Source organism: Geothrix sp. 21YS21S-2 (assembly GCF_030846775.1).
Classification (GTDB): domain Bacteria; phylum Acidobacteriota; class Holophagae; order Holophagales; family Holophagaceae; genus Mesoterricola.
In genome coordinates, this window is the sequence record NZ_CP132910.1 from 1,246,906 (window position 1) to 1,262,121 (window position 15,216).

The 15,216-nt window shown below is 70.4% G+C and carries 11 protein-coding genes; 9 read left to right on the top strand and 2 right to left on the bottom strand.

Going from position 1 to position 15,216, the window contains the following annotated elements:
• Positions 1-20: 20 nt before the first annotated feature.
• Positions 21-1,181: a pyridoxal phosphate-dependent aminotransferase gene (locus tag RAH40_RS05685; protein ID WP_306601119.1), complete on the top strand. Its 1,161-nt coding sequence runs from the start codon at positions 21-23 to the stop codon at positions 1,179-1,181.
• Between the two features lie 11 nt (positions 1,182-1,192).
• Here RAH40_RS05685 and RAH40_RS05690 read toward each other — a convergent pair whose 3' ends face one another.
• Positions 1,193-1,615 carry a hypothetical protein gene (locus RAH40_RS05690; RefSeq protein WP_306601120.1) on the bottom strand — a complete coding sequence of 141 codons (423 nt, stop codon included), beginning with the start codon at positions 1,613-1,615 and terminating at the stop codon, positions 1,193-1,195.
• A gap of 152 nt (positions 1,616-1,767) precedes the next feature.
• Between RAH40_RS05690 and RAH40_RS05695 the strand changes: the two genes are divergently transcribed.
• From RAH40_RS05695 to RAH40_RS05725, 7 genes are read left to right on the top strand one after another with little or no spacing between them, the layout of a single operon-like run.
• Complete coding sequence (locus tag RAH40_RS05695) at positions 1,768-3,048, top strand: MFS transporter (protein WP_306601121.1); 1,281 nt, start codon at positions 1,768-1,770, stop codon at positions 3,046-3,048.
• A 19-nt stretch (positions 3,049-3,067) separates the two neighbouring features.
• Positions 3,068-4,552, top strand: coding sequence for a histidine ammonia-lyase (hutH, locus tag RAH40_RS05700; RefSeq protein ID WP_306601122.1), 1,485 nt, complete (start codon positions 3,068-3,070; stop codon positions 4,550-4,552).
• Between the two features lie 5 nt (positions 4,553-4,557).
• Positions 4,558-5,217 carry an HD domain-containing protein gene (locus RAH40_RS05705; protein ID WP_306601123.1) on the top strand — a complete coding sequence of 220 codons (660 nt, stop codon included), beginning with the start codon at positions 4,558-4,560 and terminating at the stop codon, positions 5,215-5,217.
• Entirely contained in the window at positions 5,214-7,811 is a 2,598-nt protein-coding gene (locus RAH40_RS05710) for a HEAT repeat domain-containing protein (RefSeq protein ID WP_306601124.1), read from the top strand. The genes RAH40_RS05705 and RAH40_RS05710 overlap by 4 nt, the downstream gene beginning before the upstream one ends.
• Complete coding sequence (locus tag RAH40_RS05715) at positions 7,808-8,875, top strand: PAS domain-containing sensor histidine kinase (protein ID WP_306601125.1); 1,068 nt, start codon at positions 7,808-7,810, stop codon at positions 8,873-8,875. Before RAH40_RS05710 ends, RAH40_RS05715 begins: the two co-directional genes overlap by 4 nt.
• Positions 8,876-8,905: 30 nt before the next feature.
• Positions 8,906-9,421 carry an inorganic diphosphatase gene (locus RAH40_RS05720; RefSeq protein ID WP_306601126.1) on the top strand — a complete coding sequence of 172 codons (516 nt, stop codon included), beginning with the start codon at positions 8,906-8,908 and terminating at the stop codon, positions 9,419-9,421.
• Between the two features lie 48 nt (positions 9,422-9,469).
• Positions 9,470-10,156 (top strand): HAD family hydrolase, encoded by a 687-nt coding sequence (locus RAH40_RS05725; RefSeq protein ID WP_306601127.1) that lies wholly within the window; start codon positions 9,470-9,472, stop codon positions 10,154-10,156.
• A gap of 7 nt (positions 10,157-10,163) precedes the next feature.
• On the opposite strand, the gene RAH40_RS05730 is transcribed toward RAH40_RS05725, so the two are convergent.
• Positions 10,164-12,905, bottom strand: coding sequence for a M66 family metalloprotease (locus tag RAH40_RS05730; protein WP_306601128.1), 2,742 nt, complete (start codon positions 12,903-12,905; stop codon positions 10,164-10,166).
• A gap of 194 nt (positions 12,906-13,099) precedes the next feature.
• On the opposite strand from RAH40_RS05730, the gene RAH40_RS05735 reads away from it, so the two are divergent.
• Positions 13,100-15,178, top strand: a complete 2,079-nt coding sequence (locus RAH40_RS05735) for an elongation factor G (protein ID WP_306601129.1) — start codon at positions 13,100-13,102, stop codon at positions 15,176-15,178.
• Positions 15,179-15,216: the final 38 nt, after the last annotated feature.

A 15,216-nucleotide genomic window follows, 5' to 3' on the forward strand; every position in this document is an offset into this window, starting at 1 on the left:
GCCTCCTGTATCCTCTATCCATGATATCCAGACGCCTCCCCGGCTCGTTCGAGTCCAATCCCCTTTCCCGGGAGATCGCCGCGTTCCGCCGGGAGGGGCGCCCCTTCCTGGACCTCACCTCCTCCAACCCCACCCGCTGCGGGGTCCCCTACCCGGAGGCGGAGATCCTGGCGGCGCTGTCCTCGCCCGCGGTCCTTTCGTACGACCCGGACCCCCGGGGTCCGGCCCGGGCCCGGGAGGCGGTGGCGGCCTGGCACGGCCTGGACCCCGGGGACCTGGTGCTCACGGCCTCCACCTCCGAGGCCTACTCCTGGCTCTTCAAGCTGCTGTGCGACCCCGGGGACGATGTCCTGGTGCCCTCGCCCAGCTACCCCCTCTTCCACTGGCTGGCGGCCCTGGAGGGCGTGGAGGCCCGGCAGGTGCCGGCCCTGCGCTCGGACCGGTGGGACCTGGACTTCCAGGCCCTGGCCGGGGCCGTGACCCCCCGCACCCGGGCCGTGGTGGTGGTGAACCCCAACAACCCCACGGGCCAGTTCCTGTCCCGGGGGGAGTGGCGGGAGCTCCTGGCCTTCTGCGCCGCGCGGGGCCTCGCGCTCCTGGTGGACGAGGTGTTCGCGGACTACGCCCTGGAGCCTGCCCCGGACCACCTCCCCAGCGCCCTTGCGGAGGCGGACCCGCCCTGCCCCCTCTTCGTGCTTTCGGGCCTCAGCAAGATCGCGGCCCTGCCCCAGGTGAAGCTGGGCTGGATCGCCGCCCGGGGCGGACCCGCCCGGGCCTGCCTGGAGCCCCTGGCCTTCATCGCCGACCAGTACCTGTCCGTGTCCGCCCCGGCCCTGGCCGCCGCCGGCGCCCTCCTGGGCCTTGCGAAGGGCATCCAGGCCGGGCTCCTGGCGCGCCTGAGGTCGAACCTGGCCGCCCTGGACGCGGAACTCGCCCGGCGCCCCTCCCTCGGCAGGGCCCGGGTGGAGGGGGGTTGGTCGGCCATCCTCCGCGTACCCGCCCTGGAACCGGGAGACGACCTGGCCCTGCGCATCCTCCGGGACGCGGGGGTGCTCCTCCACCCCGGGCACTTCTTCGACCTGCCGGGGGACGGGCACCTGGTGTGCAGCCTCCTGCCCGCGGAATTCCCAGAGGGCATCGCGAGGGTGGGGGAAATTCTCGACGGCGTCCGCCCGGAATGATTATTTTTTAATTATTTACCTGAGGCCATGCGGGCCAGGGTGCGCATGCCGGGGGCCAGGCCCTCCCGCAGCGTCCGGCCCCGGGTGAGGGCATAGAACCATGAAAGCAGGCCGGTTATCTCGATGGAATGGGTCATGCGCGTGCCCAGGTCGCAGGCCTCCTGCGCGTGGGTGTGGTGGATCTCGGCCAGGGGCAGCTTCACCAGGGCCGTGAACGAGGCCTGCTCCTCCACCCGGGCCAGGCGGAAGGTGCGGGAGCCCTCGCCCCGGAGCTTCATGCGCCCCAGGGTCCCCGAGGAGAAGGGGCCCGAAAGCTCGGCGTAGGTGATGCCCGTGTCCCACTGGGGCCAGGCGGATACCTCCTCCAGCTTGGCCCAGACCGCCCCGGGTTCCGCCGAGGTGTCCAGGGTATGCTCCGCATGCCAACCGACCATCGCTGCCGTTCCCCCAGCTAATAATAGCTCATACAGTCCGTTCAATTCATGGCACTTCCAGATAACCATGAATCCGCCCCGCGGGGTAAGGGGGAAATCGCCGCAGGTGAAAGGGAGGCTCCGACTCTGTATGTTAGAAGGTTGGAGAAGTCATGCAGCCATCAAAACGGGCCCAGTTGGCCATTTTCTGCACCGTCGTCGTGGATCTCCTCGGCTTCGGCATCGTCATTCCCATCCTTCCGCTCTATGCGAAAAACCTGGCGCTGCACCCCTCGCCCTGGATGGACTGGGTGAACCACGCGCTCAACCTCAAGGATTCCCCCTTCGTGTTCTGGGCCGGGGTGGTCCTGGTGATCCACCCCATCGCCCAGTTCATCTCCGCGCCCATCCTCGGGCGGGTGTCGGACCTGGTGGGACGCAGGCCCGTGCTCTGGATGTCCCTCATGGGCACCTGCGCGGCCTACCTCCTCATGGCCATGACCGGGAGGTTCGAATGGGTCCTGGCGGCCCGGGTCCTGGACGGCGTCACGGGGGGCAACATCTCCGTGGCACAGGCGGCCATGGCGGATTCCTCCTCGCCCCAGGAGCGCTCCAAGGCCCTGGGGATCATCGGGGCGGCCTTCGGCCTGGGGTTCGTCCTGGGCCCGGCCCTGGCCGGGATCCTCTCCGGCTCCGCCACGGGCAAGGCGATGCTCGCGGCCCACGGCTGGCACCTGCCCTTCTTCGTCGCCGCCGGCATGAGCTTCATCGCGTCCATGCTCGTCCTGGTCCTGCTCCCGGAGACCCTCACGCCCGAGGCGAGGCTCCACGCAAGGAAGGTCCAGAGCCGGGGCCACGCCCTCGTGCACGCCCTGAAGCGCCCCGGGATGCCCCAGATACTCCTCATCGCCTTCCTGGCCATGACCGGCTTCGCCATGATGGAGGGCACCTACGCCCTCCTCTGCGCCAGGCGGTTCAACTTCAGCCAGAGGGGCGTGGGCTACCTGTTCGCCTTCGTGGGCATCCTCATCGTCATCTACCAGGGCGGGCTGGTGCGGGTCGTGGCCAAGCGCATCCCCGAGCGGGTCGCGCAGCTGGCGGGCCTGGCCATGATGGCCTGCAGCCTGCCCCTGATCCCCTACGCCCCCTGGGAGGCGCCCTTCCTCCTGGTCATGGTCCCCCTGGTGTGGGGCTCGGGCATGAACCAGACCGCCACCTCGGCCCTGGCCAGCCAGATCACCCCCCGGGACGAGCAGGGCGGCCTATTCGGCGTTATCACATCCATGTCCACCATCGGAAGGATCGTGGGTCCGCTCCTGGGCACCTACACCTTCGCCAAGTTCGGCTTCGCCGCGCCCTACTGGGTGGCGGCGGGATGCCTGGCGCTGGGCCTCGTGGTGGCCATCGGGCTCCTCCGGACGCCGGCGCCGCAGCCCGAGGAAGACCCCATCTGACACTTCCAACGGAGAATGCATGACCAGCCTGAACGGAAACGACCTTGACGCACGCGTCCTGAGGGGCATCGCCCGGGGGGCCGCCGTCACCCTGGACGAGAAGGCCCTGGCCCGCGTGGCGGAGAACCGGAAGGTGATCCAGCGGATCCTGGACGAGGGGAGGACGGTCTACGGCATCAACACCGGCTTCGGCCAGTTCGCCACCGTGGTGATCCCCCCCGACCAGCTCGCGCAGCTCCAGCTCAACCTCGTGCGCAGCCACGCCGCGGGCGTGGGCGAGCCCCTGCCCAAGGACCAGACCCGGGCGCTCATGGCCGCGCGGATCAACTGCCTGCTCAAGGGGCACTCGGGCATCCGCCCCGAGCCCATCCGCCTCCTGGCGGCCTGCCTCAACCGCGACGTCCTGCCCGTGGTGCCCTGCCAGGGCAGCGTCGGGGCCTCCGGCGACCTGGCCCCCCTGGCGCACATGGCCCTCCTCCTGGTGGGCGAAGGCCTGGCCTGGGACGGCACGGCCCACATCCCCGGCGGCAAGGCCCTGGCCAAGGCCGGCCTCAAGCCCATCACCCTGGAGCCCAAGGAGGGCCTGGCCCTCATCAACGGCACCCAGCTCATCACCGCCCTCGGAAACCTGGCCGTGGCCCGGCTCATGGACCTGGTGCCCCTGGCCGACGAGATCGCCGCCCTGAGCCTGGAGGCCCTGCGGGGCACCCGGGCCCCCTACGACCCCCGCATCCACCAGGCCCGCCCCCATCCCGGCCAGATCCAGGTGGCCGCCCACATGCTGGAGATCCTGGGCGAGACCAGCGAGATCGCCGAGAGCCACAAGGACTGCACCCGGGTCCAGGACGCCTACTCCCTGCGGTGCATCCCCCAGGTGCACGGGGTGACCCGGGACGCCCTCCAGTTCGCCGGGGACATCCTCAAGCGCGAGCTCAACAGCGCCACCGACAACCCGATGATCTTCACGGAGACCCAGGAGAGCCGCAGCGGCGGCAACTTCCACGGCCAGTACCCCGCCTTCGCCTGCGACCTGCTGGCCATCGCCGCCTGCGACCTGGCCAGCATCTCCGAAAGGCGCCAGGAGCGGCTCGTGAACCCGGCCTACTCCGACCTGCCGGCCTTCCTCACCCGGGAGGGGGGCCTGGAATCGGGCTTCATGATGGCCCACGTCACCTCCGCGGCCCTGGTCTCGGAGATGAAGGGCCTGGCCAACCCCGCCTGCGTCGACACGATCCCCACCAGCGCCGGCAAGGAGGACCACGTGAGCATGGGCCCCATCGCCGCCCGCAAGCTCATGCGGGCCGTGGACGCCCTGGAGCAGGTGCTCGCCCTGGAGGCCCGCATGGCCCTGGAAGGGGTCCGGATCCTCGGCATGGCCCCCGCCAGGGGCCTCGCCCCCCTCATGGAGCGGCTCGCCGCGGCCTGCCCCCCCTGGAACGACCGCCCAATGTACGAGGAGATCGCACACGCCGCTGACGCTTTGCGGGTGCATGTGGGAGAATGACCGTCATGATCCCCTGGAGAGAGCGATGCGAGGAGGCCCTGGGGGCCCAGACCCGGGCGGACGCCATCCGCTTCTGGGGAGCCTCGCACGGCTCCAGGCCCATCTTCGACTACCGGTTCGAGCACACCCTGGCCGCGGTGAAGATCGCGAAATGGCTGGCCCCCCTGGTGGGGGCCGACCTGGAGACGGTGGAGTGCGCGGCCTGGCTCCATGACTGCCGCAAGGTGCTCAACGACCCTCGGGCCAAGGACCACCATGCCCAGGAGGCCAGCGACGCCGTGGAGGACATCCTCCGGGGCACGGACTTCCCGCCCGGGAAGATCCCCGCGGTCCGCCACGCCATCGAGCATCACGTCGGCCTCAAGCTGACCCGCAGGCTCGAGCCCGTCGAGACGGCCTGCCTCTGGGACGCCGACAAGCTCAGCAAGCTGGGAGCCGCCAGCCTCGTGCACTACAACTGCATCGCCGGGGCCTTCGACCCCGTCGAGACCTCCGGCATCCTCGCCCGGGGCCAGCACTGGCTGGGCCTGGCCAGGGGCATCGCCGGCAGCATGAACACCGAGGCCGGGCGCGCCGAGGCCCTGCGCCGCCTGGCCTTCCTCGAGACCTACTACGAACAGCTCCGCCGCGAGTGGAGCGATCCCATGGAGCCCGCCACGCCATGAGCGACTTCCCGGAACTCCTGCAGACTCTTCAAATGGCCCTCAAGACGAGGTTGATGTACACCGCCGCGCATCCGCGGGCCAAGGGGTCCATGGAGGCCCTGACGATGCAGATCGAGGACTGGCTCGAGGACAGTCCCACCCTCCACATCGCCACCTCCGGAGGCCGGATGTTCGTGGACGGCCAGCCCTTCGAGGGCCAGGGCGTCCACCTCACGAGCACCGGGAAGCTCCTCGCGGAGCGGCAGATCTCGGGAATCATCTTCAGCCGGGGAATCGAGGCCTGGGAGGTGGAGGAGCTCCTGGACCTGCTCATCCTGAAACCCGCCCGCATCGAGGAGATGGGCGGCGCCGGCCGGATCATCGCCGACAAGAACCTGCCCCACGTCCAGATGGGCCAGGTGCAGTACCGCGAGGTGCGCGAAGGGGAGGGCGGCACGCAGTCCGACGCCGGCCCCGCCATGCGGCCCGTGACCATCCCCGCCGGCGCCCAGCCCCAGGCCGAGCCCGCCCCCAAGGCCCCCCCCGCGCCCACCCTGGACGCCCTCCAGGCCATGGTCGAGCAGTGGCGCCACGAGTTCCGCAAGCTGCACGAGAAGAAGATGGCCAGCATGTACGGCCAGGGCACCGGCGCTCCCGGAGCCGGACCCGGCGCCCCGGGCTTCGGCGGCCCCGGCCTGGGCGCCCCCGGCTTCGGGGGCCCCGGCACCCAGGAGTTCGGCTCGGGCGGCCCCGGCCCCGGCGGCATCGGCCCCGGCGGCCCCGGCACGGACGGCCCCGAATCCGCCGGCGACGGCGGCCCCGGCATCGGCTTCGGCACCCTTGGCGGCGAAGGCGGCTCGGGTTCCGGGGGACCCGCCGCCGGCGGCCCCGGGGGCCCCGCCCCCGCCGTCGCCGCCGACCTGGCCTTCCTGGAGAAGACCGGCCCGACGGATCTCTCGTTCCTGGCGGGCTCGCTGTCCAGCATGGGGTTCGGGGACGGCTTCCCCACCGCCCAGCAGATGGAGGGCCTGCGCACGGCCCTGAAGGAGCTGCCCCCCGGGGCCCTCCTGTCCGTGGTGGCCGGCCTGGACACCCTGCCCCATTCCCCCGCGGGCCTGCGCATGGGCTTCCAGGCCCTCGCCCCGGAGCTCTTCGCCCACGCCGCCGCCACGCTCCTGGCCCAGGGCGCGGGCCAGGGCGACACCTGGGACGGGCTGAAGGACCACCTCCACGGGATCCTCCAGGGTTCCCCCTCCTTCCAGGGGCTCCTGGCGGCCCTGGAGACCGAGCTGCGCAACCGCGGGCTCGGCCTGGAAAACCTCCACGACCTGGTCTCCCGCATGGACTGGGAGACCATGGGCGTGGACGAGCAGCTCCGGCTCGTCGCCGAGCACGACCACCTCTGGAAGCTCAGCCACGACCAGCGCCTCCGGTTCCTCCGCAAGCTGCTGGACGAAGGCCGCCTGGACACCTTCGGCACCATCCTCGACGAGGTGATCAGAAGCCTCACCAGCGACGACGCCCACCGCCGGGAGATGGCGGCCCGCACCCTGGCGGGCGTGGCCCACTGGCTGTCCGTGCCCGGCATCCCCCCGGAATGCGAGCTGCCCCTCCTGGGCGGCCTCACCGGGCACTTCGGCTCCGAGCGCATGCCCCGGGTGCACCACGTCACCACCGAGGCCCTGGGCACGGCCCTGGACGAGATGGTCCAGCGCGGCGAGCCCGGCCACGCCCATGCCCTCCTCCTGGAACTGGACGCCCTGGTCATGTTCCTGGAATCGAAGGAGCCCTGGCGCACCGACGCCCTGGCCTGGCTCTGGGACAGGCTGGCCCAGCCCCCCTCCCTGGCCCGCGTGATGGAGCTGGTGCACACCTCCAACCCCGAGACCCTCCTCAACGAGCTGATCCCCTACCTGGAGAAGGTGGGCATGCCCGCCGCCCAGGCCCTGGTGGAGGTGCTGGGCGAGGAGCAGGACCGCAAGCGGCGCTCCCGGCTCATGGAGGTCATCCGCGGCCTGGGCGACCTGGCCCTGCCCGCGGTGGTGGAGTCCCTGGAATCCCCCAAGTGGTTCCTGGTGCGCAACACCCTCAACCTCATGGCCGACATGGGGGACCTGGCGGCCCTCAAGCCCGCCGAGGCCTGCCTGGCCCACCGGGACGTGCGGGTGCGCTGCGCGGCGGTGCGCACCGTCTGGAAGGTGGGGGGCCCCGTGGCCATGCCCGCCCTTATCGCGGCCTTCGCGCACGCGGACCCGGACACGATGCTGGAGATCATGTTCGCCTTCGGCCAGATCCGGTCGGCCGCGGCCATCCCCACCCTGGGCGCCTTCGCCACCGACCACCGCATGCCCGAGAAGCTGCGGACCCGGGCCGCCGAGGTGATGGGCGCCATCGGGGACCCCTCCGCCCTGCCCTTCCTGGAGGAGCTCGTGCGCCGCAGGGGCCGGATCTTCACCACCGCCGAGCCCACCGGGATCCGCGTCGCGGCCTGCAAGGCCCTGGCCGCCCTGGGCACCCCGGTGGCCCTGGGCTCCCTGCGCGCCCTGGTGGCCAAGGAGCCCCGGAACACCGACCGGCCCCTCCTCCAGCAGGTCCTCGAGCAGAGCCTCCGGTGACCGTCCTGCCCGAGCCCCAGCAGCTCATGGAGGCCTTCGCGGCCTTCACGCAGGCCTCGGAACAGCTCCAGCAGCGCTACGAATCCCTCCAGGACCAGCTCGGACAGCTGGGCAACGAGCTCCAGACCGTCCTGGAGACGGTCCCCTACGCCATCTGGGTGGTGGGGCCCGGCGGCGAGCTGCGCTTCACCAACCGCAACCGGGGCCTGGGCGGCTCCTTCCTGGACGGGCCCGACCCCTGGGAGCCCGGAGCGCCCCTGGGCCTCCGGCGGTTCAAGGGCGACGACGGGCAGGACCGCTTCATGGAGCAGGAGAGCCGCCCCACCGACACCGGCCAGATCATCAGCCTCCGGGACGTCACCGAGGCCCACCTGAGGGCCGAGCAGGCCAGCCGGGAGGAGCGGCTCCAGGCCATGGGCCTCATGGCCGCGGAACTGGCCCACGAGATCCGGAATCCCCTGGGCAGCCTCTCGCTCTTCTCGGGGATGCTGGTGGAGGACCTCCAGCACATGCCGGCCCAGGCCGAGCTGGCCCACCACATCCAGGACAGCGTGCAGCGCCTGAACACCCTGGTGGCCAATACCCTCACCTTCAGCCGGGACATCAGCCCCAAGCCCAGGCCCTTCGCCCTGGCCGAATTCTGGGAGAACGTCCGCAAGTCCACCAGCCTCCCCGAGGACGTCCAGTGGGAGAACCGGGTCCCCCAGGCGGCCACCTGGCACGCGGACCCCGACCTCCTGCGCCAGGTGGCGGTGAACCTCCTCCAGAACGGCCTGCGCGCCCTGGACGGACGCCCCTCGCCCAGGCTCGGCCTCACCGCGGTGCGGGAGAACGTGGGGGGCAGGCCCCACTGGCGGCTGACCCTGGAGGACAACGGGTGCGGCATCGCGGCCGACGCCCTGGCGCGGATCTTCGACCCCTTCTACACCACCTTCGGGGGCGGCACGGGCCTGGGCCTGGCGGTGAGCCACCGGATCCTGATGGCCCATTCGGGCCTGATGAACATCGAGAGCAGCCTGGGCCAGGGAACCAAGGTCCATCTCCGGCTCCCCGCGGGGGCCTGACTATGGCACCATGGAGAGTTCGGAGGCAACATGTCGCTTCACATGATCGGACCTGGGAAAAATTCGCCTGAGATCGTCAACGCGGTCGTCGAAATCCCCTACGGTTCGCGGATCAAGTACGAGATCGACCACGTCACCAGCCTCGTGAAGGTCGACCGGGTGCTCTACTCCCCCATCCACTACCCCGCCGAGTACGGCTTCATCCCCCATACCCTGGCCCCCGACGGCGATCCCTGCGACATCCTCGTGCTCATCGTGGGCGCCACCTACCCCGGCGTCATCATCGAGGCCAAGCCCATCGGCATCCTCCGCATGTCCGACGACATGGGCCAGGACGACAAGATCCTCAGCGTGGCGGCCTCGGACCCCAACTACATGCACGTGGACACCCTCGCCGACCTCCCGCCCCACCTCCTCCGGGAAGTGGAGCACTTCTTCCTCACGTACAAGAACCTCGAATCCAAGGACGTCATCAGCGGCGGCTGGGCCGGCAAGGCCGAGGCCCTGGCCTTCATCGAGGAATGCATCCAGGCGTATCGACATTAGGCCAAAGGGCTGGCGCCCCGCGGCCCCCTTCCAAGAGGAGGTTCGTGCATGGGTCTGATCTGCTTCGATCTCGACGGCACCCTGGTGGACCCGCTCCGGGCGATGGTCCACTGCATCGAACTCACCTGCCGCGAACTGGGCATCCCCGCCCCCGCCCGGGACCTGGTGCGCCGCTTCATCGGCTTCGGGCCCGGGGAGCTCTTCGCATCCCTGCCCGGCCTGGCGGACCCGGCGCGCCTGGACGAGGCCATCGCCCGGTACTGGTTCCACTTCGGGGAATCGGGCATCGCCAAGCACCGGGTCTACGAGGGGATCCCCCTCATGCTCACCCGGCTCCGCCGCCAGGGCCACAGCCTCCACCTGGTCACCGTGAAGCCCACCCGCTACGCCCGCCGCGTGCTCCACGAGTTCGACCTCCTGCTGAGCTTCGACGAGGTCTTCGGCACCGCCCCCAAGGACCGCTACAAATCCAAGAGCGAGGTGCTGACCCAGCTCCGGCTCCAGGGCGTGGTGAAGCCCGGCGGCTACATGGTCGGCGACCGGGCAGACGACATGGCCTCCGGAAAGGCCAACGGGCTCATTCCCCTGGGGGTCACCTACGGCTTCGGCACCGCTTCGGAGCTCCAGGACGCGGGTGCGGACAAGCTCTTCGGCACGCCGGCCGCGCTGGACGAATGGTTCAAGACCTCGCTGCCGGGGTCCGAGATCCACGACGCGTTCTCGAAGTCGGAATAGGGCCGTTTCACGGCCTGGCCACCCGGACCTCGATCGGGTTCAGACCATCCGATAATCGAACGAGGAAGGTGCCGCCCGAAGGCACATCCGTGAGGGACAGCGACGCGCTTCCGCCCGTTAGCCTGATCGCCAACGCGGTGGTCGCGCCGCCCATGTGGAGCACCGTGGCATAAGGGTTGGCTGCGGCGTCCCACGTGAGCTTCAGGCGGCCTCCGGATTCCTCGGCCACCAGGGCGCCGGAGGCGACTTCGGAGGCCAGGGCCGTGCGGCGCGCCGCGGCGGCTTCCCGGGGGACCCTGCGCAGGGCGGCGCCGGAGGGGGGGCGAAGTTCCAGGTTCCTGATCTCGTCGGTGCCGTCCAGCGTGAACGCGAAGTGGCGGAAGCCCTCCGGGAGGTCCTGGATGCGGCTTGCTCCGAACCGGACGGTGCTGGAGCCGGAGGCGCGCGTGACCGTGAGTTCGTGGGTGCCGGCCCTGGGGACGATGGCGGGACCGGAGACGAGTTCCGTGGGGGACAGGTGGATCTCCCCGCCGGGGCTGATCCAGCCCGACACCAGGGTGCGGGTGGCCGCGGTGGCGGCGGCGGACACCACGGCGCCGCCCCTGGCGCCGATGGAATCGATGAAGGTCATGGCGGCCAGGTAGTTCCAGTCCGACACCCAGACCGTGTCGAGGTAGCTCATGAGATCGGCGTACGTGGCGGGCGCGTAGGACCTGGACGTGGCGGGATCGTAGCCCCAGGTGCCGATGCCCCCGCCGGCGTAGGGGTAGTTCAGCTGCGGCGTGCCGGCGCCGCCGCCGGGGGTGTGGGAGAGGTTGAAGCCGTGGCCGATCTCGTGGACCATGGAGGCCACGGCCTGACCCGCGCCGAACCGCGCCCCGGTGGTCGTGTCGATGCCGAGCCCCACGCCCTGGCCCTGCAGGTGGAGGCCGACGATGCTGGACCCGGTCCAGCTGGACGGAAGCCCCAGGTCGATGAAGCCGAAGTAGCTGGCGGCGCTCCCGTCCACGGCCCTGAGCGCCACGAGCTCGTCCAGGATACCGGCCCAGCCGTAGTAGCTGTTGTCGGTGGCGGTGGAGCCCTTGGCGGGGGGCGTGGCGATGACGGTGGAGGTGGTGTAGGCGGCGCGCAAGGACGTGGCCACGGCCTTCACGGGCCACACCGCCTTGATGGCCGAGGCGATCCCTGCGGCCGCCGGCAGCACCGGCGCGGCGCCCTGGTGGACGACGGGCACCAGCACCAGGTCCAGCTGGTAGCCGGTGCCGTCCACCACGGGCGTGAGCGTCTGGGAGAGCGCGCCGCCGGAGATCACCACCGTCATCCCGGCCACCAGGTCCGCGGCCGGGACCTCGGCGGTGTAGGCGCTGGCGAGGTCGCCCTCGGCCACGGCCGTGGGGAGGGCCGCCGGACCCGCGAGGGTGAGCGTGTCGAGAGTGGAGCCGGCCGCGTTCTTCAGGGTGGCGGTGAAGGCGGGGGCGCCTATGCCGGCGCGGTCCGCCAGGATGCGGGCCGCCAGCAGCGCCGGCTTGCCGGGAACCAGGGGCAGGCCGGACCTGAGCACGGTCTGGCCCCATTCCAGATCCTCGAGCCAGTAGGAGGCGGGACCCACCGGGTCGGTGACGGTGACCTGGAGGGTGGCCGTGCTGGTGACCGCGGTGCCCTGGGTGCGGGTGGCCACGAGCGGCAGCGCGTAGGTGCCCAGGGCGGCGGCGGTGGCGTCGATGGTCAGGTTGGCGCTGGCCAGGGCGGTGGAGGAGGGCGTGTCGAAGGACGCCGGCAGGCCGGCGACGGGCCCCGCGGAAAGGGCGGTGGTGCCCAGGTAGACCGGATCGCCGCCGCCGGCGTCCTGGAAGTAGGTGCCGTTGTGCCCCAGCGAAACCGGCACCTTCAGCGTCCCGCCCTTCACCACGCTCACCGCGGCCGGAGCCTGGATCCAGAAGGTCGTGGACGATACGTACACCTCCACCGGCAGGTACGTCACGGAGGTGCCCACGGTGCCGGTGAGGTAGAAGGCGTAGGTCCCGTCCGCCAGGGTGGATGCCGCGGTGAGGGTGACCGTCGTGACATAGTCCAGCTCCGCCGGGTTGTCCGCGAAGGCTACGGCCAGGCCCGCGGGAAGCCCCGTGGCGGCGAGGGCCGCCTTGGTTCCTCCGGCGTAGGAGACCAGGGTGTTGGTGTTGTACGGGGCGAAGTTGAGGGTGACGCTGGAGCCCCTGGCCAGCGAGATGACCTCCCTGTCGTCGAGCGTGTCGGAGCTGTCCACCCAGCTCAAGGCGAAGGCCCTCGTGGGGCTCGTGAGGGTGAGGTGCAGGGTGGCGCTGGCGGTGGCGGAACCGCTGACGCCCTGGAGGGTGATCGCGTAGGTGCCCGCCGTGGGCAGGACCCGGGTCTTGCCGGTGACGTCCGCGGGATCGGGGTAGCCGGCCTGCACCGTCAGTTCAGCCGTCGTGCCGGTGGTGGAGCCCGGGGCGAAGGCCGCCTTCACGCCGGCGGGCAGCGTGCTGGCCACCACCGAGCACGCCACCGCGTCCGTGAAACCGGACGCGCGGGTGAGGGTGACGGTCTCCGTTCCGTCCTGGCCGACCTCCATGGAAAGGGAGGGACTGGCCATTGAGAGGGGCACCACGGCTTCGGTGGCCGCGCGGGGCGAACCGCCGCCGCCGCACGCGAGCACGGCCAACAGAATAACGCCGGAAACCGCGGCCCGGAAGCGTGTTGCGGGATAGCTGAAACGGATCATGCAGGGCATGGGCACCCCCAATAAAACATTCAGAATCCATCGTTATACAGGGAATTCATGGGAAACCCGGTTCCCTCCGCCGAATGGACATGGGCGGGGGCTCAATAGTTGAGACCCGCTCGCTCCGGATTTCAAGCCCACCTTGCGCCCGGTTTTTCCGGGCCCCAGCTTTTTGGTTGCCTTTGGGCCGCCGTGACGAAAAGATGGCATCAACCATTTCCTTCAAAAGCCAAACCAAGGAGATACCCGTGCCAAAGCCCCAATCAGCCCCTCGTGTTGCGGCCATCGTCGGGCCGTACATGTCCGGGAAGACCACCCTTCTCGAAAGCCTCCTCTTCGCGGCCAACGCCATCCCCAGAAAGGGGACCGTCAAGGAGGGCAACACCGTCGGCGATGCATCGGTCGAGGCCAAGGCGCGCCAGATGAGCGTCGAGGCCTCGGTCGCCACCGCCACCTACCTGGGCGAGACCTGGACCTTCATCGACTGCCCGGGATCGGTCGAGTTCAGCCAGGAGAGCATCAACGCCCTGATGGTGGCCGACGCCGCCGTGGTGGTGTGCGAGGCCGACCCCACCCGCGCGCCCATGGCCGCCCCCATCCTCAAGCTGCTCGACGACCACAACATCCCCCACACCATCTTCCTCAACAAGGTGGACAGCCTCACGGACCCGGGCAAGATCGCCGAGACCCTGCGCGCCCTGCAGCCCATGAGCCCCCACCCCCTCGTCCTGCGCGAGTATCCCATCCACGCGGGCAGCTTCATCACGGGGTACGAGGAACTGAGCATGGAGCGGGCCTTCAAGGCCAACCCCGGACATCCCTCCGACGAGATCCCCATCCCCGACTCCATCAAGGAGGAGGCCATGCTGGCCCGCCAGGAGATGCTGGAAGCCATCAGCACCCTGGACGACGCCCTCATGGAAAAGCTCCTGGACGAGCAGGTGCCCACCCGCGAGGAGGTGTTCGCCACCCTCACCCGCGGCTTCCGGGGGGACCAGATCGTGCCCGTGCTCCTGGGTTCGGCCGACAAGGACCTGGGCGTGCGCCGGCTTCTCAAGCTCCTGCGCCACGAGGGCCCCGAGCCCGCCGACACCGCCGCGCGCCTGGGCATCCCCGCCGGCAAGGACGTCCTCGTCCAGGTGTGGAAGACCCTCAACGCCCAGCACGTTGGCAAGCTGTCCCTGGCCCGCGTGTGGCACGGGGAGGTCACGGAAGGCATGGCCTTCGCCGCCGGCCGCCCCAGTTCCCTCACCCGGCCCTTCGGCGCCAAGCAGGAGAAGGTGGTCAAGGTCGGACCCGGCGAGATCGTGGCCCTGGGCCGCATGGAGACCGTCAGGACCGGCGACTGCCTCACCCTCAACGCCCCGGTCGAGCTGCCCTGGCCCGACCCCATCCAGCCCATGACCGCCCTGGCCGTGCGCTGCGCCAAGAGCGGCGACGAGGTCAAGCTCTCCACCGCCATCCAGAAGCTCGTGGACGAGGATCCCTCCTTCACCATCGAGCAGAACGCCGAGACCCAGGAGCGCGTGATCTGGGGCCAGGGCGAGATCCACCTGAAGGTGGCCCTGGACCGCATCAGGCGCTGGGGCGTCGAGGTGACCTTCGCCCAGCCCACCATCCCCTACCGCGAGACCATCCGCAAGCCGGTCAAGCAGCACGGGCGCTACAAGCACCAGTCCGGCGGCCACGGCGCCTTCGGCGACGTGCACATCGAGTTCAAGCCCCGGCAGCGCGGCGAGGGCCTGAAGTTCTCCGACACCATCGTCGGCGGCGTCATCCCCAAGAACTACATCCCCGCCGTGGAGAACGGGTTCCACGAGTTCGCCAAGCAGGGCCCCCTGGGCTTCCCCATGGTGGACGTGGAGGCCGTGCTCTTCTTCGGGTCCTTCCACACCGTGGACTCCAGCGAAATGGCCTTCAAGGCCGCCACCCGCGTGGCCATGAACGAGGGCCTGCCCCAGTGCAACCCCGTGCTGCTCGAGCCCATCCTGGAGATCCACATCTCGGTGCCCTCCGAGCACACCTCCAAGGCCCAGAAGATCATCACCAGCCACCGCGCCGGCCAGATCCTGGGCTTCGACGCCAAGCCGGGCTGGGAAGGCTGGGACATCGTGGACGGCTACCTGCCCCAGAGCGAGCTCCAGGGCATCATCGTCGAGCTGCGCAGCCAGACCCAGGGCGTGGGCTCCTTCACCTGGGCCTTCCACCACCTGCAGGAGCTGGAAGGCCGCGACGCCGACAAGGTGGTCGAGGCCCGGAAGAAGGCGCTGGCCGAAGCCTAGGCTCAATGCGTTTCCGGAACGGGAGGGACCTCGCGGTC